Source organism: Hyphomicrobiales bacterium (assembly GCA_030688605.1).
Lineage (GTDB): Bacteria > Pseudomonadota > Alphaproteobacteria > Rhizobiales > NORP267 > JAUYJB01.
In genome coordinates, this window is the sequence record JAUYJB010000130.1 from 38,771 (window position 1) to 60,487 (window position 21,717).

The 21,717-nt window shown below is 67.1% G+C and carries 17 protein-coding genes; 2 read left to right on the forward strand and 15 right to left on the reverse strand.

The window, feature by feature from the left end:
* Positions 1 to 22 precede the first annotated feature (22 nt).
* Positions 23 to 1,009 (forward strand): UDP-glucose 4-epimerase GalE, encoded by a 987-nt coding sequence (gene galE / locus Q8P46_14175; GenBank protein ID MDP2621295.1) that lies wholly within the window; start codon positions 23 to 25, stop codon positions 1,007 to 1,009.
* A gap of 6 nt (positions 1,010 to 1,015) precedes the next feature.
* The gene (locus tag Q8P46_14180) at positions 1,016 to 2,026 is read left to right on the forward strand and encodes an NAD-dependent epimerase (GenBank protein MDP2621296.1); all 1,011 of its coding nucleotides are present in this window, start codon (positions 1,016 to 1,018) and stop codon (positions 2,024 to 2,026) included.
* On the opposite strand, the gene Q8P46_14185 is transcribed toward Q8P46_14180, so the two are convergent.
* The 15 genes from Q8P46_14185 to Q8P46_14255 all read right to left on the reverse strand — a co-directional run.
* Positions 1,983 to 2,957 (reverse strand): lipid A biosynthesis lauroyl acyltransferase, encoded by a 975-nt coding sequence (locus Q8P46_14185; protein ID MDP2621297.1) that lies wholly within the window; start codon positions 2,955 to 2,957, stop codon positions 1,983 to 1,985. The genes Q8P46_14180 and Q8P46_14185 overlap by 44 nt on opposite strands.
* Before the next feature lie 28 nt (positions 2,958 to 2,985).
* Positions 2,986 to 4,011 (reverse strand): zinc-binding dehydrogenase, encoded by a 1,026-nt coding sequence (locus Q8P46_14190; GenBank protein ID MDP2621298.1) that lies wholly within the window; start codon positions 4,009 to 4,011, stop codon positions 2,986 to 2,988.
* Positions 4,012 to 4,045: 34 nt separating this feature from the next.
* Positions 4,046 to 4,816 carry an SDR family oxidoreductase gene (locus Q8P46_14195; GenBank protein ID MDP2621299.1) on the reverse strand — a complete coding sequence of 257 codons (771 nt, stop codon included), beginning with the start codon at positions 4,814 to 4,816 and terminating at the stop codon, positions 4,046 to 4,048.
* A gap of 13 nt (positions 4,817 to 4,829) precedes the next feature.
* Positions 4,830 to 6,107, reverse strand: a complete 1,278-nt coding sequence (locus Q8P46_14200; protein MDP2621300.1) for a beta-ketoacyl-ACP synthase — start codon at positions 6,105 to 6,107, stop codon at positions 4,830 to 4,832.
* Between the two features lie 16 nt (positions 6,108 to 6,123).
* On the reverse strand, positions 6,124 to 7,347 hold the full coding sequence (locus tag Q8P46_14205) for a beta-ketoacyl-ACP synthase (GenBank protein ID MDP2621301.1): 1,224 nt from the start codon (positions 7,345 to 7,347) through the stop codon (positions 6,124 to 6,126).
* Between the two features lies 1 nt (position 7,348).
* Positions 7,349 to 7,813: a 3-hydroxyacyl-ACP dehydratase FabZ family protein gene (locus Q8P46_14210; protein MDP2621302.1), complete on the reverse strand. Its 465-nt coding sequence runs from the start codon at positions 7,811 to 7,813 to the stop codon at positions 7,349 to 7,351.
* 17 nt (positions 7,814 to 7,830) lie between these two features.
* A complete protein-coding gene (locus Q8P46_14215; GenBank protein ID MDP2621303.1) occupies positions 7,831 to 8,109 on the reverse strand; it encodes an acyl carrier protein in 279 nt (92 codons plus the stop codon).
* Between the two features lie 162 nt (positions 8,110 to 8,271).
* Positions 8,272 to 9,693: an indolepyruvate oxidoreductase subunit beta family protein gene (locus Q8P46_14220; protein MDP2621304.1), complete on the reverse strand. Its 1,422-nt coding sequence runs from the start codon at positions 9,691 to 9,693 to the stop codon at positions 8,272 to 8,274.
* Positions 9,690 to 11,828 (reverse strand): indolepyruvate ferredoxin oxidoreductase subunit alpha, encoded by a 2,139-nt coding sequence (locus tag Q8P46_14225; protein MDP2621305.1) that lies wholly within the window; start codon positions 11,826 to 11,828, stop codon positions 9,690 to 9,692. The genes Q8P46_14220 and Q8P46_14225 overlap by 4 nt, the downstream gene beginning before the upstream one ends.
* A gap of 37 nt (positions 11,829 to 11,865) precedes the next feature.
* The gene (locus Q8P46_14230) at positions 11,866 to 12,627 is read right to left on the reverse strand and encodes an IclR family transcriptional regulator (GenBank protein ID MDP2621306.1); all 762 of its coding nucleotides are present in this window, start codon (positions 12,625 to 12,627) and stop codon (positions 11,866 to 11,868) included.
* A gap of 675 nt (positions 12,628 to 13,302) precedes the next feature.
* A complete protein-coding gene (locus Q8P46_14235) occupies positions 13,303 to 14,628 on the reverse strand; it encodes a TRAP transporter large permease (GenBank protein MDP2621307.1) in 1,326 nt (441 codons plus the stop codon).
* Positions 14,629 to 14,653: 25 nt separating this feature from the next.
* Positions 14,654 to 15,157: a TRAP transporter small permease gene (locus tag Q8P46_14240; GenBank protein ID MDP2621308.1), complete on the reverse strand. Its 504-nt coding sequence runs from the start codon at positions 15,155 to 15,157 to the stop codon at positions 14,654 to 14,656.
* Between the two features lie 45 nt (positions 15,158 to 15,202).
* Positions 15,203 to 16,249 (reverse strand): TRAP transporter substrate-binding protein, encoded by a 1,047-nt coding sequence (locus Q8P46_14245; GenBank protein MDP2621309.1) that lies wholly within the window; start codon positions 16,247 to 16,249, stop codon positions 15,203 to 15,205.
* 401 nt (positions 16,250 to 16,650) lie between these two features.
* The gene (locus Q8P46_14250; protein ID MDP2621310.1) at positions 16,651 to 20,676 is read right to left on the reverse strand and encodes a hypothetical protein; all 4,026 of its coding nucleotides are present in this window, start codon (positions 20,674 to 20,676) and stop codon (positions 16,651 to 16,653) included.
* 56 nt (positions 20,677 to 20,732) lie between these two features.
* Positions 20,733 to 21,717: PDZ domain-containing protein (locus Q8P46_14255; GenBank protein ID MDP2621311.1), on the reverse strand; the 985-nt coding region annotated here is incomplete at its 5' end.

The window sequence follows — 21,717 nt, forward strand, 5'->3', positions numbered from 1 at the left end:
AATGCTTGCGGGAGACGCGGATATGACCGTGTTGGTGACCGGCGGCGCCGGTTATATCGGCAGCCACATGGTGCATGAGCTCCTCGACAGGGGAGAGACGGTGCTGGTGGTCGACGATCTGTCGACCGGCTTGCGCCGCGCCGTGGCGCCGGCGGCCGAGCTCGTTGTCGCCAATGCCGGCGACGAGGACAGGATCGCGGCGCTCATGGCGGGCCACGGCGTCGAAGCCGTCATCCATTTCGCCGGCTCCGTCGTCGTGCCGGAATCCGTGCGCGATCCGCTCGCCTACTATCTGAACAACACGGTCAATTCGCGCGCCCTGATCCAGGCCGCGGTCCTGAGCGGGGTGAAGCATTTCATCTTCTCCTCCACCGCCGCCGTCTACGGCATCCCCGTCGCAAGCCCGGTCTACGAGGACGCGCCCTTGGCGCCGATCTCGCCTTACGGCGCCTCGAAGATGATGACCGAGACGATGCTGCGCGACGTCGCCGCCGCGCACCAATTGCGCTTCGCGGCGCTCAGATACTTCAACGTCGCCGGCGCCGATCCGCAGGGCCGCGCCGGACAGTCGACGCCGCAGGCGACGCATCTCATCAAGGTCGCGGCCCAGGCTGCCCTCGGCGAGCGCAGCCATCTCGAGATTTTCGGCACCGACTTCGTTACGCCCGACGGCACCGGCGTGCGCGACTACATTCACGTCACCGATCTTACCCGCGCCCATTCCGCCGCGCTCGCTCATCTGCGCGGCGGGGGTGAGAGCCTGACGCTCAATTGCGGCTATGGCTGCGGCTATTCGGTGCGCGAGGTGGTTGCCTCGGTCAAGCGTATGTCTGGTGTCGATTTTCCGGTGCGCGAGGTCGGCCGCCGCGAAGGCGACCCGCCGGAGCTGGTGGCCGGGACGCGCCGGATTCTCGAGGCCCTGGACTGGCGGCCCGAGCTCGACGATCTCGACACCATCGTCACCCACGCGCTGGCCTGGGAACGCAAACTCAAGACCCGGGCGGCATAGCCCGCCATGCGCTTTCTCGTCACAGGGACCGCCGGCTTCATCGGCTTCCACCTCGCCCGGCGGCTCATCGCCGACGGCCATTTCGTCGCCGGCATCGACGCGCTGACGCCCTATTACGACGTCAAGCTGAAGCAGGACCGCCACGCGCTGCTCGCCCGCTCGAACCGTTTCCGGGCCTACGTCGAGAAGCTCGAGAATTTCGCGGAAATTTCGCGCATCGCCGCCGACGAGCAGCCGGACGTCATCGTCCATCTCGCCGCCCAGGCCGGGGTGCGCTACAGCCTCGAAAACCCGCGCGCCTATGTCGATTCGAACCTCACCGGCACCTTCAACGTATTGGAGATCGCCCGCGCGCTTAGCCCCAAGCACCTGCTCCTTGCCTCGACGAGCTCCGTCTACGGCGCCAACACCGACATGCCGTTCAACGAGACCGACCGCGCCGACCACCCGCTTACGCTCTATGCGGCGACTAAGAAATCGACCGAGCTGATGGCCCATTCCTACGCCCATTTGTGGAGCATCCCGACGACGGCGTTCCGCTTCTTCACCGTCTACGGGCCGTGGGGCCGGCCCGACATGGCGCTGTTCAAGTTCGTCGCGGCCATCCTCAAGTCCGAGCCCATCGACGTTTACGGCTTCGGCAACATGGAGCGTGACTTCACCTATATCGACGATCTCATCGAGGCGATCGTCCGCCTCATCGACGTGGTCCCGAAGGCCGGCAGCGAAGCGAGCGACGCCGATGCTTCGGATTCGCTCTCGCCCGCGGCCCCCTTCCGGGTCGTCAATATCGGCGCCGGCGCCCCGGTCGGCCTCGTCCCCTTCATCGAGGCGATCGAAAATACGCTGGGCCGCAAGGCCGAGCGCAACCTGATGGAGATGCAGCCCGGCGACGTGCCGCGCACATTCGCCAACTGCGATCTCTTGGAACGGCTCACCGGCTTCCGCCCGGCCACCCCGATCGAGACCGGCGTCAAGGCCTTTGTCGACTGGTACCGCGAGCGCTACGGCGCTTAGGCCGCCTGGAGAGCGCTTCCGGCCGCCAGCGGCGGTGCATCCACAGCCACTGTTCGGGATGCTCGCGCACCCAGCCCTCGACGATCTCCGTCACCTTGGCCATGGTCGCCTTCACGTCGATGTCGCCGGCCTCATCGCGCGGCATCGCGATGGGCCCTTTCAGCTCGAGCCGGAACCGCCCCTGCGGGAGGCGGATCGTGCGCACGCCATAGACGTCGCAGCCATAGCGCCGCGCCAGCGTGGCGAGAGCCGGGTTGACCTTTACCGGGCGGCCGAAAAAGGGAACGGTCGGGCCCCTATGAAAGTACTGATCGACCAACAGGCCGACATGGCCGCCGCGCTCCAGCACCGCGCCGAGCTCGATCAGCGCGCCCTTGCGCGATTTGACCAGCGCGCCCATCACGCGGCCGCGCACCTGGTCGAGGCGCTGCGCGAGATAGGCGTTGTTCGGCGGCCGGAAGAGCACCGCGACATCGAGATGGAAGGTCGCCGCGCACACCGCCAACAGCTCCCAATTGGCAAGATGCGCGGTGAAGACGATGCACGGCTTGCCGCCATCCCTGATCTTGAAGAAGCCGTCGACGCCGTCGACCTCGATGCGGCCTGCGCCGGGGTGTTGCGGGTCGAAGTCGAATATGCGGTCGAGGAACACATACTCGATCGCGGTGCGGCTGAGATTGTCCCAGGCATCGGCCAGCAACGCCTCGAGCTCTTCCGCCGGCATGTCGGGATAGGCATGGCGCAGATTGTCGCGCGCGGTACGGCTGTGCGGCAGACGCGGCCCGAGAATGCGCCCGCAGCGCCCGCCGATCGAAATCGCGGCTTGCGCCGGCATCAGCCGCAGCAGCTTCAGAATGCCGAGAACGAGCTGCGCGAAGAGCCAATCGAAGACCCCCACGCCGCGCCGTCTGGCCCGTCTACGCCTTTTCAAAGGCAACGCCCCCCGACAACTCTCGACTCTACAACGTCATCACGATCTTGCCGAAAACGCTGCGGCCCTCAAGCCGTTTCAATCCGTTTTCGATCCCGGCAAGGTCGATCACCGTGTCGATCACCGGCCTCGCCGTGCCGTCGGCCATCTTCTTGAGCGCCGTCGCGATATTGGCGATCCTGCAGCCGAAGCTGCCGAAGATCCGGTATTGCTGCTGGAAAAGCTGCATCAGGTTGATCTCCGCCGTGATCCCCGATGTCGAGCCGCACGTGACCAGCCGTCCGCCGCGCCTCAGCGATAACAGGCTTCCGGCCCAGGTGTCGACGCCGGTATGCTCGAACACCACGTCGACGCCCTTCTTCTGGGTCAGGCGGCGGACCACCCCCTCGAAGCGCTCGGTGGCGTAGTTGATGACGTGATCGGCGCCGAGCGCGCGGGCCTTTTCCGCCTTCTCGTCGCTGCCGACGGTGGTGATGACGGTGGCGCCGGCCGCCTTGGCGAGAAGGATGGCGGCCGACCCGATGCCGCTGCCGCCGGCCTGGATGAGCACCGTCTCGCCGGCCTCAAGCCTGGCATTGTCGAACAGCATGTGCTCGACGGTGCCGAAGGTGACCGACGCGCAGGCCGCCTCCTTGATGTCGACGCCGGCGGGCACGGGCACGCACAGGCGGGCCTTCATGTTGACCCGCTCGCAGGCAAATCCGTCAATGTGGAAGCCGTGGATGCCGGCGACCTCCTCGCACAGATTGTCGCGGCCCTCGCGGCAGGCCCGGCAGACGCCGCAGGTCTCCGCGCCATAGAGCGCCACCTGCTGCCCTTGCCTGAGACCGCTCGCCTGCGGCCCGGCGGCGGTGACCTCGCCGGCCGCCTCGGCGCCGACGACGAGCGGCAGCTTGCGCCTGGCGAACGCCATGCCGCGCCAGCCCCACACGTCGATATGGTTGAGTGCCACCGCCGCTACCCGCACCTGCACCTCTCCGGGGCCCGGAGGCGGCGGCGGATCGATGTCGGTGATCTTGAGCTCGCGCTCCCTGATGAGCTGCAATGCGCGCATGAGAGGGTCTCAGTATTGCCTGCCGTCCGGCCGGTCAACCGCGCCGGGAGATGAGGCTGGCGGAAAGGCCGCCATCGATGGTCAGCATGGCGCCGTTGATATAGGCCGCCGACGGAGAGACCAGGAAGGCGACGAGGTCGGCGACCTCGGCGGGGTCCGCCAGCCGGCCGGCCGGGATCTGCTTTTGCATCCGGTCGAGATGCGGCGCATAGGGCGCGACCAGATCGGTATTCACGAAGCCCGGCGCGACATAGTTGACGGTCACCCCCTTGCGGCCGACCTCGACGGCGAGCGTGCGCACATAGCCGAGCATCGCCCCCTTTGTCGCCGCATAGCTGGCATTGCCCGACGTGCCGTAGAGAGCCGTCACCGAGCCCATGGCGATGATGCGCCCGCGGCGCGCGCTCACCATGGGGCGCATGGCGGCGCCGGCAAGCCGCATGAAGCCGAAGAAATTGACCTGCATGAGGTCGATGGCGCGGTCGAGATCGACGCCGGCGACGAGCATGTCGTAGCTCTGGCCGGCAACATAGACGAGGCCGAAAGCCTGCTCGTCCCCTTCGATCATCGCCGCCATTCGCTCGAGCTGATCGCGCTTGCTGACGTCCAATTCCTCGATTCTGAAATCGGCTTGCGGCTGCGCCGCCCGAATGTCGGCGGCAACCCCGCGGACCGGCCCCATGGGCTCGCGGCTGGTGAAGGTGATGTCGAAATCGGCTTCGGCGATGGCGCGGACGCAGGCTGCGCCGATGCCCCGGCTGCCGCCGATAACATAGACCCGCCGCCGTTGCGCCGGTTCGCTCATCCGCTTTTCTCCATCACGCCGGTTCGGCCGAAAGGACAAGGGTCAGATTCTGGCCGCCGAAGCCGAATGAGTTGGAAAGCGCCGTCGTCACCTTGGCGTCGCGCGCCACATTCGGCACCACGTCGAGCGGGATCGCCGGGTCGGGCTCCTCGTAATTGATGGTCGGCGGTAGGCGCCCGGTCCGGATGCTCATGATGGTGAAGATCGCCTCGACCGCGCCGGCCGCCGTCAGCGTGTGGCCGATCATCGACTTGTTGGAGCTGACCGGGGTGCCGGGCAGGCTGTCGCCGAGCACCGTCGACAGGCACAGATATTCCATCTTGTCGTTTTCCGAGGTGCCGGTGCCGTGGGCGTTGACGTAATCGATCTCCTCCGGGCTGACGCCGGCGTCCTCGAGCGCACGTTCGATGGCGCCGATGATCGACGAGCCGTCCGGTTTCGAGCGGGTGCGGTGAAAATCGTCGGCGCGCTCGCCGCAGCCGCGCAGGATGGCGAGGATCTTGGCGCCGCGCGCTTTCGCGCTATCGAGATTTTCCAGCACCAGGGCGCCGGCGCCCTCGGCGATGACGAAGCCGTCGCGGTTCTGGGAGAAGGGCTTTGCCGCCTTTTCGGGCGGGTCGTTCTGGGTCGACAGGGCCGACAGCAGCGAGAAGCGGATCACCGCCTCGGCATGCACCGAGCCGTCGCTGCCGATGCACAGCGCCGTCTCGCAGTCGCCGCGGCGCAGGGCGTCGAGGCCGAGTTGGATGGCGCTGGCGCCGGACGCGCAGGCCGTCGACAGCGAAACCGGAGCCCCCTGCGTGCCGAAGCGCGCGGCGAGCCGCTCGGCCGGCCATCCGAAGGTCGATAGATCGTGGATATGGGCGTATTTCTCGGTGCGGGCGGCGGCGAACAGGCGTGCATAGCCGGTGCCCTCCGCGGCCGGGTCGGCATAGAGCTCGGCGCGCTGCGCCCAATCGATCTCGACCGGCGGCACGGCGGCAAACAGCGGCCCGGGGAAGCGTCCGGGCGCGCCAATGCCGGCCTGGGCCACCGCCTCCTCGGCGGCGAGGACGGCGAACCGCTCGGTCAGCTTGCCCGCCGTCGGCGGCACATTGTCGAGGAAGTCGACGGTGCCGGCGATGGTGGTGCGCAGGCCCTCGGTCGAAAACCGGACGATGCGGTGGATGCCGGACGTGCCGGCGGTCAGCGCCGCCCAATTGTCTGCTATGCCGGTGCCGAGCGAGGTGACGACGCCGATACCGGTGACGGCGACCAGCGGACGTCCTCTATGGTCCTTGGCGTCCGTCATGTCTTGCTCTTCTGCATCAATCCTCGGCGCGGAGAACCGCGACCGCCTCGCCGTTCCAATGCCCCCAGCCGGTGACCGCGATGCTCGCAGGCGCCGCGTTCGCCGCCTGCTCGAAGCCGTCATCGTCGAAGGGACGGTAGAAAAGCTTGTTCTTGAGCGCAATGGCCGCGAGCGCGACCGAGGCCGGCATCTGCGCCTCGAGGCCGTGGCCGATCATGGTGGCTAGGCCGCGAACGGGCAGCGGGCGCTCGGCGGCAAGCTTTTCGATCATCCGCCGCTCCGTCTCCAACGCCCGACGCGCGCCAGAGGCGCCCGACAGAAGGCCGGCAGGCTCGTCGCCGAGAGCCGCGCCGAGCCGCGCCGCCAATTCGAGCGCGTACGCTTCGAAAGCCTGCGCGTCGTCGCGCCGCCCGCGTCCGGCGATGACCTCGTCGAGGCGGGCATAGACCCGCGCGCCGCGCGCCGCGGCGTGGGCGCGAGCCTCGAGCACCAGAAACGCCCCCATGCTGCCGCAGACGATGCCCCCCTCCTGGCCGCCGCGCTGCCACAGGGGCGGCACCGTCGGCCCGGTCCACAGATAGCCGCCGAGCGCGAGATAGAGCAGCATGTCCGGTCGCGGCGCATTGTAGGAGCCGCCGACGAGGAACACGTCGCCCTGGTCGGCGCGGATCTGCCGCGCTGCGATGTCGAGCGCCATGGCGCCGCAAAGCTCCTCGCCCATGAATGTGCGGGAGGAACCGATCACCTTGTGGACGATGGAGATGTTGCCGGCGAGAAGGTTCGAAAGTTGGGCCAGAAACAGCGTCGGCCTGAGATCGTTCATCAGCCGCTCGTTGATGAAGGCGCCGGGATCCTTCGCCCCTGCAAGCCCCTCCAGGATCGCCGCGTCGACCTCCGGGTCGCGCTCGCCGCCGCCGGCGGCGACGATCAGCCCGGCCTCGCTCAGAACCGCCTCGTTGCCGGCAAGTCCGGCATCGTCGAGCGCCAGGCCCGCGGCATAGGTGCCGTAGCGCTGCCAGTCCTCCATCTGCCGGATATCGCCGCGCTTCGGGATCTGGGGCGACAGGTCGATCTCGACCAGCGGATGCACCGGGTAAGGCGCGAAGCGCTCGGCATCGGTGAGCGGCCGCGGCCGTTCGGCCGCGCTTAGCAGGCGGTGATGCGCCTCGATGCCGTCGGCAAGCGCGGTGACGAGGCCGATCCCGGTGATCACCGCGTCGCGCGGATGGCCCGCCGGCATCTCAGCTTGCCTCTTCCAACAGGCCGATCCGCACCGCGTTCTGGCGCACCATGGCCTTCAGCTCCGGCGCCGGGAAGTCGAGGAAACGGAAGGTCAGCCTGGCGTCGCAGATGCTCTTCCCCTCGGCCGCGATCTCCGCCGAGGTGATCGAAAAGCCGGAGCCGTCGTGAATCTGCTCCGCAGTGATGTCGAGCTCCGTTTTCGGCTCGACGAAGGTGCGCAGCTTTGCCTCCCTGACGCCGGCCAGGAACGGCATGCGGGCGAACCGGTTGAGGCCGAGCAGAAGATAGCCGGAGGCCTGCGCCATGGTCTCGATCAACAGCACGCCCGGCATGATCGGGTAGCCGGGGAAATGGCCCTCGAAGATCGGGCTTTGGGTCGGAACCGTCGCGCGCGCCTTGAGACACCGCCGCTCGGGGTCGAACGACGTCACCGCGTCGATCATCTGAAAATATTCAAGCTGCATCGTGCACCGGCTGACGGTCAGCTCTTCCCGGCGACCAGGGTATCGATGCGGGCGCACAGCTTTTCGAGCACGAAATAGTCTTCCGCCGGGGCCAGGCCCTTATTGACCTCCTCGGTCCACGCTTCGAGCGGGATCTTGATGCCGAAGCTCTTGTCGATGGCGAAAACGATGTCGAGAAAGTCGAGGCTGTCGATGCCCAGATCGTCGATGGTGTGACTCTCAGGTTTGATCTCCTCGAGCGGAATTTCGCTCGTCTCGGAAATGATCGCCGCGACCTTATCAAATGTTGACGACATCAAGCGACTGACCTCTTCCTAGGATCCATTAGAGAATGAACCGCGCCTGTCAATATCGGCGGGAGGGTGCGCCAAGCGACTGCGGGCGCGGCTATCTTTATCGCACTAATTCCGGGCGGTCCATATGCGTAACAGGCAACCCTTAGCGGCGGCCGAACGGCGTCACCGGCTGGTCAGGATCTGTCTGATCTCGCCAGCCAGCGCGTCGGCCGCCTTCCTGGCCGGCGTTGTGCCGGCGAGCGCCGGCTTGACCAGCCGCGCGACAAGATCGTCATGGGTGGCGACGGCCCGCCTTCGGGTGTCGCCATAGCCCTTGACGAGGCGGCCGAGATCGCAGACCTGGCGGGCGAAACCGGCGTCGGCCGCCCTCGCCTCGTCGATGAGGTCGAGCCACGCCTCGATCTCCGCCTGCTCCTGGCTGTGGCGCAGGGTAAAGCGCCGCCAGAAGCGCAGCCGCGCCAGGAGCCACAGGCGCATGAACCCGGAAAAGGTCGTCGTGCGCAGCGTCAGGGCCGGGCCGAGATCGGCGCGGCCAGGCTTTTTCGCGGCCCAGGCGAGAAGCCGCCTGCCGATCGCCGGCGGCATCAGGTCGGAGATTTCGGGAATTCCCGGCTTGAGGAAATCGACGAGCTCAAAGGGCTCGCCGTCGGCAATGCCGTGCTCGGCGCGGATGCGGGCGAATCGTTCAGGCCGCGACTTGAGCTGGGCGACGCGGATGATGTCCTCGTAGCTCATGCGCACCGCCAGATGCCGCGCCAGCTCGCGCAGGAGCGGGCCGTCGTCGCGGAAGCGGTCGAGCCGATCGAGATAGCGCCTGGCGTAGGCAAGCCCCTGATAGTCGACGAGCCGGGCCGCGCCGATGCGCACCATGTCGCGGGCTTCCTCGGGCATCGCCGCGATCCGCGCGGCTAGGCTTTCAGGCGCGGGCGGAGCCTCTTGCCGCGGGGCGGTGCTACCTTGCGGCTCGGCATCCCCACGCGCCATGTCCAAACCGGCCTTGAAGCCGCGCAGATTGGCTTCGCCGCCGCGCCCGGCCTTGATGGCGGCGACATAGTGCTTCTCGTCGACGGGCAGCAGCTCGAGGCCGGCGATGAGGCCGAGCATGACCGCGTTGACGAAAGCCCCTGCCCCGCGGCTAGCCGCTGCCATGTCGCACAGGAACCGGTCGCGGCTCAGCCTTTCCAGCGCCTTGATCATCTGATCGGCGCTGAAGGCTGCGGCCCCGCGCGCCGACTTTTCCGGCACCGTCAGCGCCCGGTGCGTGGAGGCGACGACGAAGGTGCGATCGGGCGTCACGAAGCCGCGCTCGACCATTCGCGCGGCCTCCATCAGCTCGCTCGCCACGACGATATCGACGCCGCCCTCGACCGGCATCAGCGCGAAGACCGGCGCCGCACCGTTCTTGGCCCGTTCAGCCATCTCCAGATAATAGGTGGTGGCGCCGGTGCGCTGGGCGACGCCCGGGATCGACGTCGCCTGCACGGCGAGCCCCTGGGCCTCGGTGGCGGCGACGATCCAGCCGGCGAGAACCCCGCCGCCTTCGCCGCCGAGCGCGGCGATCAAGAGGCGCAGCGTCCCGGTCACGCGGCAACCCGCGACAGGGCCGCGATGGCCCGGTGCCGCGCCCGGTGCACCAACCGTTCGAAGCGCCCGGCATTGTGGATGCGCTCGGCGCGGTAGAAGGACGGGCACAGTCTTGCCGCGTGGGCCATCTCGCCGCACAGGCCGCAGGCGGCGCAATCCTGGTCGACATGGGCGACCGGTTCGCTGCGCAACGGGTCCGGGTTCGGCTTGACGGTGAGCGACGGGCAGCCGGAGAGCGCAATGCAGGAATGATCGCCGGTGCACACATCCTCATCGACGCCGAACCTGGCTTCGCCGACGCGCCGGCCGGCTTTCAAGTCGCGCGCCTTCTCCGCCCCCTCACGGCGCCGGCGCACCAGCATGCACTCGCCGTCGGCGATGATGACCTTGAGGCCTTTTTCCGCCGTGGTCAGGGCGTCCTTCAGCGCCCGCTTCATCTTGGCCACCGAATAGGTCCTGACCGTGCGCAGCCACCTGACGCCGAAGCTCTTCAGCACCTTCTCGATATCGGCGCCCCGGCTTGGCGCGCCGCCGATGGTCTGGTAGGGCGAAGACGGCAGGTCCTGCTGGCCGGTGGCCGCGGAATAGCCGTTCTGCATGATGACGAGCACCCCATCGCCCTTGTTGAACAGGTTGCTCAGCACGCCGGTCTGCAGCCCGTTGTGCCAAAACCCGCCGTCGCCCATGATGGCGATGGGGCGGCGCTCCTGCATAGGCGCCACCGCCGCCATCGAGGCCAGCGACAGCCCGTATCCGAGGATCGAGTTGCCGAGCGAGAAGGGCGGGAAGGTGGCGAAGGAATGGCAGCCGATGTCGCCCGCCACATGCACCTTTCCAAGCTCGCGCTCGACGAGCTTGATGGCGCCGAAGACCGGGCGCTCCGGGCAGCCGGTGCAGAAGCCCGGCGGCCTCGCCGGCAAGGCGGTTTCGAAGGCGGCGGCTCCCTCGCCCGCCGCGCGCGCGACCGTGGCGACGTGCTTTTTCGCGGGCCCAAGATCGAGCTCCTTTGACCGGTAGCGGTCCAGGAAACCGAAAATCCCCTTGGCGACCGCAGCCCCGCCATATTCGCCGGCCGCGGGCAGCAGATCCTTGCCGTGCACCCGCGTTCCGCTGTCGGCATGGCTCAGCATCCGCACGATTTCAAGCTCGATGAAGGCCGGCGAGCCTTCCTCAAAGACCAGCACCGCCTTCTTGCCGCGGCAGAAACGCTCGATCTCGTCGGGCACCAGCGGATGGGTGACGTTGAGGACGTAAAGGTCGATCGCCGCTTTGCCGAAGGCGTCGGCAAGCCCCATCTCGGCAAGCTGGCGCACCACAGTGTTGTAGAGCCCGCCCTGGAGGATCAGGCCGATCTCCCGGTGGCGGCCCTTGAAGACCTCGTTGAGAACGTTCTCGCGGATGAACGTCTGCGCGGCGGGAAGTCGCTCCTCGATCTTTTGCCGCTCTTGCAGGAAGGTGGCCGGCGGGTGACTTACCCGCTCATAGAGGAACTCGGCCGGCTCGGCGAACTTGGTGATCTCGCCGTGCGCCGGCTCGACATTGTCCTTGGCGACGAATTCGCCCTGCACGTGGCAGGCGCGGATGCGAAGCTGCACCATCACCGGCACCTTCGAGGCTTCCGACAGGCCGAAGCTCTTCTCCACCAGATCGACCATGCTCGAAAGGTTCGGCCGCGGGTCGACGAGCCAGATCGACGATTTGAGCGCCACCGCCAGGCTGCGCTCCTGGATCACGCTGGCGCCCTCGCCATAGTCTTCGCCGAGGATGATCAGCGCTCCGCCCTTGACGCCGACCGAGGCGAGGTTCGACAGCGCGTCGGAGGCGACGTTGGTGCCGACGATCGATTTCCACGTCACCGCGCCGCGCACCGGATAGTTGATCGAGGCCGCCAGCATCGCCGCGGCGGAGGCCTCGTTGCTGCACGCCTCAACGTGGACGCCGAGCCCGTTCATGTACGGCTTGGCGGAGACCAGCACGTCGAGAAGGTGGGACACCGGAGCGCCCTGATAGCCGCCGACATAGGAGACGCCCGATTGCAGCAGCGCCTTGGTGACGGCGAGGATGCCCTCGCAGCGGACCACCTCGCCGCGGCCGAGGGAAAGCTGTCCGATCTCTTCGTCGAATGTCCGTTCCATTGCCCGCCTCGTCACCTCTCCCTATCGCGTCTCGTCATTATGCCACCCGGCGCCCATAGAGCGCGGCCTCGATCTCCCTTGCCGCCCGGCGCAGGCGGGCGAGCGCCCGCTCCATGACCTCCGGGCTCATGCGCGACGTCGGGCCGAAGACCGAGATGGCGGTCAGCATGTCGCCGTTGCGCCCGGTCACCGGAAGCGCGATGGCGCGCAGCCCGTCCTCGCGCTCGCCGTCATTGATAGCGTAGCCGTCGCGCCGCACCTTCTCCAACTCCCGCTCCAGGGCGCGCCGGTTGACGATGGTGCGCGCGGTCAGCCGCTTGAGCTCGACCGCGTCGAAAAACCGCTCCAGGGCCGGGCGCGGCAGACGCGACAGCCACACCTTGCCGTTGGCGGCGCAATAGGCCTCCATCCGAGTGCCGACGCGGACATTGACCGAGAGCGTGCGTCCGGTATGCGCGACGGCAATGCAGGAGATCATATTGGATTCCAGGATCGTCGCCATGGAGCCTTCGTTGATGTCCGCCGTCACCTGGTCGAGCACCGGCTGGGCCGCCTCGCGCAGGCAGTTGCCGTTGACGACGCGGCCGCCGAGGTCGGCGAACAGATAGCCGAGCCGGTAACGGCCGCGGGCGACCGCGACCAGCGCCCCGACGGCCGCCAGCGAGCGCATGAAGCGGTGCGCGGTGACGACGTTGAGGCGCAGTTCCTTGGCCACCTCGCGGGCGGCGATCTCCGGGCGCCGCTCCGAGAACAGATCAAGGATGGCGAAGGCGCGGGCCACCGAATTGTTGAGTTGCATCGCCACCGCGGCGTTTCCTTGCTCTCGGCTCCCGATCCGGCGCAGCGTCCCGGGGACGCCGCTGCGGGCGTTCCGGCATCCGCGAGCGCCCGCGACCGGCCTTGCAGCATGCCTCATTTCAGCAGAAATTGAAACGATATTTGAATTTATAGTTTCAATAGTTGATGTCATTGCGCCCCTACCCCTCGACCCGGACGGCAAGGGAAAGGCTCAGTGACTGAGCATCTTCCCTCCCGTTGATGGGGGAGCGATGCGAAGCGTTGGCGCGGGCTGAACCGCGCCTTACGCGAAGCCCGGTGGGGGTAAAACCGCTCCCCTTTTTCACCTCCCGTTTACCGTGATTCCCCAAACCGAACTCGCTTTTTCGCGGTTTTCCGCGAATCCCATTCAAAACTTATCCCCGCTCTCCGGAGCGCCCTTAGACTCACAGGCATCTTCTCCCACGCGGGGGCGCGGTCTGGATCCGACACCGCCCACGGGGAGAGGAGCGGCGCCTCCGGCGGGTTTGCGTTTATTGAGTCGGCGTAGCCGCCCGGGGAGGCCGTCCAGGCCGCCCGTCCCGCACGATGGCGGGGCTGCCCGTGAAGGCTTGAGGCTGGGCTTAAGGCGGCCGGGCTAGCCCCTATCGCGAAAGAGCCCTGGGGCGGTTCGCGGCAACGGCGAAGCTTGGCCGCTTCAATGCCCGAGCAGGCGCGGCAGAAAGAGACTGATCGCAGGAAAGGCGACGAGCAGCGAGACGCGCACAATCTCGGAAAGAAAGAACGGCATGACGCCCTTGAAGGTTTCGCGCATCGGCACGTCCCGCGCCAGCGAGTTGATGATGAAGACGTTCAAGCCCACCGGCGGCGTGATCAGGCCGAGCTCGACGACGACGAGGGCGATGACGCCGAACCAGATCTTGAGGTCGTCGACGGACATGCCGAAGTCGAGGCCGACGATCACCGGCCAGAAAAACGGTATGGCGAGAATGATCATCGACAGGCTGTCCATGAGCATGCCGAGGACAAGGAAAATGAGGATGATCAGGATCAGGATCGCCAGCGGCGGCAGGCCGCTCGAGTGCAGCATCTCGGCCACCGCCTGGGGAACGCCGGCGCGCGACATGAAGATCGACAACAGCGCGGCGCCGAACAGGATCAGGTAGATGAACCCGGTGGTGCGGGCGGTTTCCAGGAGTGCGTTGACCAGATCGGCAAAGTTGAGCCGACCGAGGCCATAGCCGTGCGCGGCGACGAGGAAGACGCCGATCGCCGCGGCCGGCGTCGGATTATAGAGGCCCCAGTAGATGCCGCCAATCACGACGCCGAAGATGACAAAGACCGGCAGGACGGCGATGGTGCCATCGAGCAACTCGCGGCGCGGAACCGGTTCGCCCTTTGGGCCCGCTTGCGGGCGAATGCGTACATAGATCGCGATGGTGATGATGAACAGAAAGACGGCGAGCAGGCCGGGGATCAGCGCCGCCTTGAACAAAGTGACGATGTTCGTCTCGATGATGATGGCGTAGACGATCAGCACCACCGACGGCGGGATCAGGATGCCGAGCGTGCCGCCGGCGGCGATCGTGCCGGTGGCGAGCGACGGCGCATAGTTGAGGCGGCGCAGCTGCGGCAGGGCAACCTGACCCATGGTCGAGGCGGTGGCGAGCGAGGAACCGCAAACGGCGCCGAAGCCGCCGCAGGCGGCGATGGTCGCCATGGCCACGCCGCCGCGGAAGCGACCGAGCCAGGCGTTGGCGCCGCGAAACAGATCGCGGCTGAGCCCGGAACGCGAGGCAAGGCTGCCCATGAGGACGAACATCGGCAGGACGCTGAGGTCATAGTTCGCAAACGTCGAATAGGCGAGGTCCTTGAGCTGGAAAAGAACGATCATCGGCCCGGACAGGAGGCTGATGCCGGCGATCCCGACCACGATCATCGAATAGGCGATGGGCACCCTGATGACGATCAGCGCCAGCATGGCGGCAAGGCCCGCGGTGCCAATCGCGATATTAGAGATCATGGATCTCCCCCCGGGCAACCGTGCGCTAGGAGCCCAGCGCCTCTCCTCGCGCGCCCCTGATCCCCTCGGCAGCCGTGATCACCGCCGCCACGAACAGCAGAGCCAGAGACACCAGGGCCGGCGGAAACGCTGTCCACAGCGGGATCGGCAGGGATGTCATGACCTCGCGGTAGGTGATGTAATCCCACATGCCCAACCACATCTGCCGGAAGAGCAGCGCGGCAAGTCCGGCGGCGATCAAAGAGGACAGCAACACCGCCGCATTCTTTAGGCGATCGCTCATGCGCTCGGTGAAAATGTCGACGGTGACGTTGCTGTATGTGATCTGGCAGTATGGCAGGAAGGTGAAGGCGGCGATCGCCACGCCGTGTTTGACGATCTCGTAGTCGCCGCGAAACGGGCGGTTGAACAAGAGATTGGAGATGGCGCTGGCCGCGGTCATGATAACCAGGCTCAACAGAATCACCCCGCCGAAGAGCGCCCAGAGCTTGAGTACGGCGTGGGCGAGGCAGGTAAGCCTCGCCCACATTGTCGCTTCGGGACCACTCACGCGGCCGGCAGCCACGCCGGGCCCTTACTTGCCGCTGTGCTTGGCGACCGCCGCGCGGGCGGCGGCGTAGAGCGCCTGACCGTCGATGCCTTTGGCGGTGACCTCCTCGATCCAGCGCTTGTCGACCGGCTCCATCGCCTTGCGGAACCCCGCCATCTCCTCTTCGGTCAGCGTAATCAGCTCGTTGCCGTCCTTGATCGCGACGCCAATGCCGCCTTCCTCGGAGTCGCGCCAGACCTTGCCGACGAGGCGGGCGAACTCCTCGCCGGAGTTCTTGTCGATCACCGCCTTGAGATCGTCGGGCAGGCTGTCGTACTTGGCCTGGTTCATCGAGATCTGGAAGGTGGTGGTACCGAAGCGCTCGTGGTTCGGCCCTTCAATCTGATACTTGGTCAGCTCCTGAATCTTGAACGGCGGGATGATCTCCCAGGGGATGAGCGCCCCGTCGACGGCGCCGGTCGACAGCGCCTGTGGCAGGTCGCCGATCGGCATTCCGACCGGGGTGGCGCCTAGCGCTTCGATGACCCACGCGCCGCTCCGGGACGGTATGCGCATCTTGAGGCCCTTGAGGTCGCCGGGCTTGCGCGCCAGCTTGTCCTTCATCTGGATGCCCTGGCCGGCATGGACGTGAAGAACGATGACTTTGACGCCTTCATATTCCGGGGCCAGATACTGGTCGAACAGTTCGCGCATGGCCAGGTTGGCGGCGGTGGTGCTGCCGTTGTAGACGCCGGGCAGCTCGAACACTTCCGTCCGCGGATAAAGCTCCGGCGTGTAGCCGTTCACCGTCCAGACCAGGTCGACGACGCCGTCACGGACCTGTCGGACGAGTTGCGGCGGCGTGCCGCCGAGCGACATGGCCGGATAGATCTCGATTTTGATGCGGCCGCCGGAGTCCTCTTCCACCTTCCTTGCCCACGGCTCGATCATGTTGACCTGAGCCGGCGATTTCGGGCCGAGAATGTGGTGAAACTTCAGCGTCACCTCCTGGGCCATGGACCCGCTGCTCAAGGCAAGGCCGAGCGCGACGCCCGCCAACCCAGACAGCGCCATCGTCATAAGTCTCTTCATCTAATCATCCTCCCATTCAGACCCATCGGCCGACAAGTGCGGACGCCCGTACGGTCTGGATCACAATACTCCATCCCGACCCGAGCGACAATTTCCGCTCTGCCGCCGAAGCGGGTTACATCGCCAACCCCGAGATGCACCAGAACGCGCAAGGCCGGTTGCTCACCCGCTTCGCGAAGTCCCGCACGCGGAACCTTTGATCCCCCTGATCAAATCGAAGCAAGATACTGCTCCGACTGTTCCCCGGAGTTGTTTTCACTCTTGCCGCGCGTGGGGGGCAGAGTCAAACGCATCTTAGATGGAAAATTTCAATATTTGTTACTTTGCGCCAAAGGCTTAACGCCAAAGGTCTTTGTGCGGCATGGGGCAATTTGCCGCCGTCCGGCCGGCGCCCCACGGTCTCAGTAACAGGTCGGCGCCGCGATGGACATGTTCTTGCAATGGTCGTTCGGTCCCCGCAAAGGCGGCGGATAGGTCGGCCGCGGGCCGCTGGGCGGGCTTGGCTGGCTCGGCGAATTGGTCTGGCCCAGTATGCCCTCGATGATGGCGACGCCGGCGGCAATGGCGGCGGCCGAGGCGCGGGTGTCGTGCTGCGGCGGGCTGGTCGCGGTGTCGTTCCGATACTCGCAGAAATACTGACCGTTGCGCTTGACGAGCCGGATGAAGCGGGACCCGTAGGTGTTGCGGCAATTGTTGAGCGCGACTTGGCGCGCGGCATTGTCGGAAAGGTAGCAGTCGAAGCTGCCGTCGCCCTTCACCCGCCCGGCGTAATAGCCAGAGCCGTTCTTCTGCCGGCACCAGGCATTGGCGGTCTGCGTCGTCGGCAGGCAGTAATACTGCCCCTTCCTGTCCGCCGAGCCGGCATAATAGCCGTTGCCGTACTGGTTCCTGCAATTGGCGTTGCGGGCAGCGGCGAGCTCTTCCGCGGTCGGCGCCCTGACGCAGCTCTTGCCGTCGTCGCTCCACTGATAGCCGGACTTGCACTGACACTTGATGTCGCCCCGGTCCACGGAGCTGCGGTCGGCAAGTGCGAAGACGCCGAAGCTGGTCATGCAGGTCCGGTCGGCCTGCGCGACGGCCTCGTTGCGCGCGGCCGTCTCGCACCGCTTCTCGGCAATCTCGAGGCTCTGCTTGACCGGTCGTGCGGCGGGGTTGCCGACCTCCGCAAGCGCCGACCTCCACCGTTTGATGTCATCGGCATCGCAACGCGCGACCGCCCCTTCCGCCGACGCGATGGCGTCGCGCAGGCGCTCGACCTTGCCGAGACCGGCTTCGATCCGTGCCGCGAGGTCGCCACAGGCCCCTCCGCTGCCCTGCAAATGCGCCTGCGCCTGGTGCAGCGCCGACTCGGCACCGCCGAGATTACCCGACGAGAACGCGCTGCTGGCCTCGTCATATTTGGCGTGAGCGGCGATCATGAGGGCGGCCTGGCTGGAGATCTCGGCCAGCTCCGGATGAGTCGAGGAACCGATGCGCGATGCCAGCTCGCGCAACGCCCCGGGCTCGCACTGCTCAATGGTCGCCCGCGCGGAGCTCAACTCCTGTTCCAGCCGGTCGGTCTTGTCGAGGCCACCGTCGATCTTCGCCGCCAGCTCCGCGCAAGGCGGATTGCCTCCGAGACCCGCCACGGCCGCCTTGGCGCTGATCAGGGCCGCGCGCGCTGCCGCCGTGTCGCCGGCGTCGAACGCCGCCTGCGCCGCCTCATAGTGGTCGTGGGCGGCCTGCACCTGGCTGGCGGTCCGTTCGAACTCGGCCAGGCGCGCCTTGTCGTCCGCACCGCCACGGTCGGCGGCCTCTTTCAGGCTCTGCAGCGCCGTTGCGTTCTCGGCCGGCTCGCAGCTTGCCCCGGCCACGGGTTTGGGCTTGCCCCACACGTCCTGATAGGTGGTCAGGGCCTCCGCCACGCAGCCCTGCATGCGCGATGCGCCTTCTTCGGCGGCAGCCTTGATGGCCTGCGGATCGGGTCCCTGCGGCCCCGCGCCCGTATCGGCCGTAGGAAGCGTCTCCGCCGCGGCGGGACATTGGGCTTCGGTTTCGGCAAGCTTGCCGCGCAGGCTCTCGACCGAGTGCGACAGGGAAAGTTGCCGGTTGCGCCACGGGGTCGAGGAGGAAAAGCCGGACGTACTTGGCGGATCGAGGTCGCGCTCGTCCCAGCTCTCCAGTACGACGCCGCGGCAGCCGCCGATATCGGTACTGCGCCGGCTCAACTCCTCGAGCAGCGCGCGCGGCCTCTCGGCGACGGGAGCCGCCGCGAGCGGCCGCAGGCAGGACCGGATGCGGCCGATGATCTCCTCGGTCGGGTCGGTTAGGTTGCGGATGCGTCTTTGCGCATCGTTCATCGCGGTGCGCGCGGAGGAAAAACGGCCATCGCTGAGCTCGGCGAACTGACCGGCGAGCGCGTCGATGTCACCCTTGAGCGCGTTGATTTCCGACAAGACCCGCTCGCGCGCGGAGGCGGCCGCGCCGTTAGCGCCCGACGCGCCCGCGCCCGGCGCGGGCAAGCCTGCCATCTCGTCGGCCGAACCGGCGAGGCGAGCGGCGATCGCTTCGACCTCGCGCGCCGACCGAAGGCCCGCGTCGAGCCGTTCCCGCGCCTGCGCCTTGTCCGCCGCGTCGCGGATTTCCGGCGGCAGGACGCAGACCCTTTCCACCTCGGTTTCGAGCGCCGCCCGATCGGCATCGATGGAACGTCCCAGCGCAGCCCTCTTCGCCGCGTCGTCATTGGCCTGAGGAACTGCTTCGGGCTTCTGGCAGGCGGATGTATCGATCCCGCGCAGCCGGTCCCAAAGGCGGCTTGCGGTCACGCTCAAATCCAGCCCCTCGCTCAGTGCCCGGCGGGCGATGACCTTTTGCCGCTCATAGTCGGCGCACGACTCGCTGATGCCGTCGGAATAGCGGCGGATGCGGTCAAGATCGCTGTCGACCGCCGCCAGCGTCTGGTCGAGCGCCCGTTCGAGCTCGCTGATCTCGTCGGCGAGCTGTTCCCACTGATTGTCGTTGAGAACGCCATTGGCGAAGTCGGTCAGGCGGTTGTCCAGCATCGGTCCGACGCCCTCGGCGATGTTGGCCATGACCTTTTCGGTGCGCGTCAGCTCGGGCAGGATCTGCCTTTCCAGATTCTCCCGTTGCGCTTTGACCTTCTCCTCGATCCACTCGAGCGGCGTCCAGGCGGTCGTCTTATGGGTGCGGCGCGCCTCGAGGAACCCCTGCAGCATGGCGTCGTAATCGAGGCCCGCGCTTTCCGCCTGGTTCTGGAATTCCGGAAAGGCGCTGTACTTCGAGGTGGGAATGCAGTCGAGAAACTGCTGGTAGGCGTAGTTCCGGTCTCCGGTTCGCTCGTATTCCGATTCGTATTTGCGGATGCAGGCTCCATCGCCGACCTCGGAATGCTCCCGCAGATAGCGCTGGCCCCAGACGATGAATTCCTGCTCGGCGTCGAGAATGCTGAGATAGATGTCGCCGGGCGTCAGGCCGAAAAAATCCGGCGAAATGACGTTTCTCATGCTTTCGGGGACAATCTCGTGCGGAATGAAGTCGCCGATCGAGCCGGCGCCGCTGCCGGCGTCGAAGGCGAAGTTGATGGCCATCTTGACCGCGGCGCGGGCCTGGGTCTTGACCTCCTTTTTCCATTCGTCCTTGATGACTTCCCAGGCGCCGTCGTGGTCGCCCCGGCGCAGCGCCAGGAGAACGTCCTTTGCGGCGCCGGCATGCTTGACCGCCTTGGTCCAGACGGCCTTGCTGTTCTCATACCCCATCTCCCCCAGAGCGTCGCCGACCATGGTGCCGAAGCCCGCCGCGCCCCACTCGGCCGCCTGATCCATCACCGTCGAATAGTCGCCGGCCGAGAGCGCGCCGGCGAACTCGCCGGCCTTTGCCGGGTCCGCCTCGACCGCTGCGAAGATGGCGTTCTTGTATTTGGCCGCGTATTTGGTCACCAGGCCCGGCTTTCCGCGCGCTATTTCCTCGTCGACGATCTGGCCGAGCGGCTTGCCCTGCCGGGTGCTCGGCAGCACCTCGCCGCCGACCTGATCGTAGATGCGGTTGCCGACCACCGCAGCGTCGCCTTCCATCTGGGCGCGCGTGAAGATGCGCCGCTTCAGGTCCTCGACCTTCTTTTCGGCTTCCGATTTCTGCCGATCCGCTTCGATCGCGGCGCGTCTTCCGGAAAGCTCCGTCCTCAGCCAGCCAAGCACCTGCTGCTGCTGCGAGGCGTTGAGCAGCTTGACCGGATCGCCGGCCTTGGCAAGGCTGCTGCCGCCGCCCGTGGCCTTCTCGATGAGGCTGGTCAGGGCGGCCCCGAAGGTCGACTGGGCGTCGGGCAGCGCGGGACAGGATTCCGCCGCTCCCGCCGGTCTGTGGGCGGCAGGCGCGAGGAGCAGAAAAGCGCCGCACAGCGCGCCGGAGACGGTCCTGGCCAAACCCTTCATTGCCCTTCCTCCGTTTGCGCCGCTTGCGGAGAAAGCCGCAACGGCTGCCGCGCCGCTCATTCCAGACTGTCGAGATCGCCCAGGTTGCCGGGACCCGGGCTCGCGCCGGAAGGCGCGGGCGCGGGCATGCTCGGCGTCGTCGCCGCGGCGGCCCGCTGGGCGCCGCGCAGGGCGATCAGAAGCTCAAGCGACGGCTCTCCGTCGACGCTCAGCTGCAATTGCCGTTGCGCCGCGCGGATGGCCGCGCGGGTCTTGCCGCCCATTTTGCCGTCCACCGGCCCCGGATCGTGGCCGAGATCGGCGAGCGCGCGCTGAATGTCGGCGAGATCGTAAGGCAGCTCCTTCATGTTCTTCAGATTGTCGGCCGCGAGCTCGTTGCCCAGCGCCGCCGCCCGGCGGAAGAGGTCGATGGCCGAGGCTCGGTCCTTGGCGAGACCGCCGCGTCCCTCGCTATACATGGCGCCGAGATTGTTCAGGGCCATCGGGTTGTCGGCCGCCGCGGCCTTCCGGTACCACTCGACCGCCTCGCCGTCGTCGCGCGGGCCGCCGATCCCCTGCGCATAGTAGTAGCCGACCACGACCTGCGAGTTCGCCTGCCCCTGCTCGGCCGCCTTCAGATGCCAGGCGCGCGCCAGTACCGGATCCTTTTCGACCCCCTCGCCCTCGGCATAGGCGTTGCCGATCTGGGTCTGCGCCGTGGCGTTTCCGGCCTCGGCGGCGATGAGACCGTCGGTGAACCGGCCGCCTATGGCGACCGGAAGATCGACCCGCGCCCCGTCTCTCAACAGCTTGAAGTCGACGACGCTGCCCGGTGCGAGATCGCGAACGGCCTGGACGAACGAAGCCGTTCCGCTGGCCGCGGCGCCGTTGACCGCAAGGATCAGGTCGCCCTCGCGCAGGCCCGCCTTCTCCGCCGGGCCGGGACGCACCAACGAGACGACCTCGACGGCGGCGGACTGGCCGCCGGCCCGGGCGGTTTCGCCGGCAAGGTTGACGCCGCGGATCTCGGCGCCGAGCCAGCCGCCCTCGCCGGGCCGGTAG

Excerpts from the sequence above, each read along its gene's own strand:
- galE (MDP2621295.1), top strand. The coding sequence starts at position 23 with ATGACCGTGTTGGTGACCGGCGGCGCCGGTTATATCGGCAGCCACATG.
- Q8P46_14180 (MDP2621296.1), top strand. The coding sequence starts at position 1,016 with ATGCGCTTTCTCGTCACAGGGACCGCCGGCTTCATCGGCTTCCACCTC.
- Q8P46_14190 (MDP2621298.1), bottom strand. The coding sequence starts at position 4,011 with ATGCGCGCATTGCAGCTCATCAGGGAGCGCGAGCTCAAGATCACCGAC.
- Q8P46_14195 (MDP2621299.1), bottom strand. The coding sequence starts at position 4,816 with ATGAGCGAACCGGCGCAACGGCGGCGGGTCTATGTTATCGGCGGCAGC.
- Q8P46_14200 (MDP2621300.1), bottom strand. The coding sequence starts at position 6,107 with ATGACGGACGCCAAGGACCATAGAGGACGTCCGCTGGTCGCCGTCACC.
- Q8P46_14205 (MDP2621301.1), bottom strand. The coding sequence starts at position 7,347 with ATGCCGGCGGGCCATCCGCGCGACGCGGTGATCACCGGGATCGGCCTC.
- Q8P46_14210 (MDP2621302.1), bottom strand. The coding sequence starts at position 7,813 with ATGCAGCTTGAATATTTTCAGATGATCGACGCGGTGACGTCGTTCGAC.
- Q8P46_14215 (MDP2621303.1), bottom strand. The coding sequence starts at position 8,109 with ATGTCGTCAACATTTGATAAGGTCGCGGCGATCATTTCCGAGACGAGC.
- Q8P46_14225 (MDP2621305.1), bottom strand. The coding sequence starts at position 11,828 with ATGGAACGGACATTCGACGAAGAGATCGGACAGCTTTCCCTCGGCCGC.
- Q8P46_14230 (MDP2621306.1), bottom strand. The coding sequence starts at position 12,627 with ATGCAACTCAACAATTCGGTGGCCCGCGCCTTCGCCATCCTTGATCTG.
- Q8P46_14235 (MDP2621307.1), bottom strand. The coding sequence starts at position 14,628 with ATGATCTCTAATATCGCGATTGGCACCGCGGGCCTTGCCGCCATGCTG.
- Q8P46_14240 (MDP2621308.1), bottom strand. The coding sequence starts at position 15,157 with ATGTGGGCGAGGCTTACCTGCCTCGCCCACGCCGTACTCAAGCTCTGG.
- Q8P46_14245 (MDP2621309.1), bottom strand. The coding sequence starts at position 16,249 with ATGAAGAGACTTATGACGATGGCGCTGTCTGGGTTGGCGGGCGTCGCG.
- Q8P46_14250 (MDP2621310.1), bottom strand. The coding sequence starts at position 20,676 with ATGAAGGGTTTGGCCAGGACCGTCTCCGGCGCGCTGTGCGGCGCTTTT.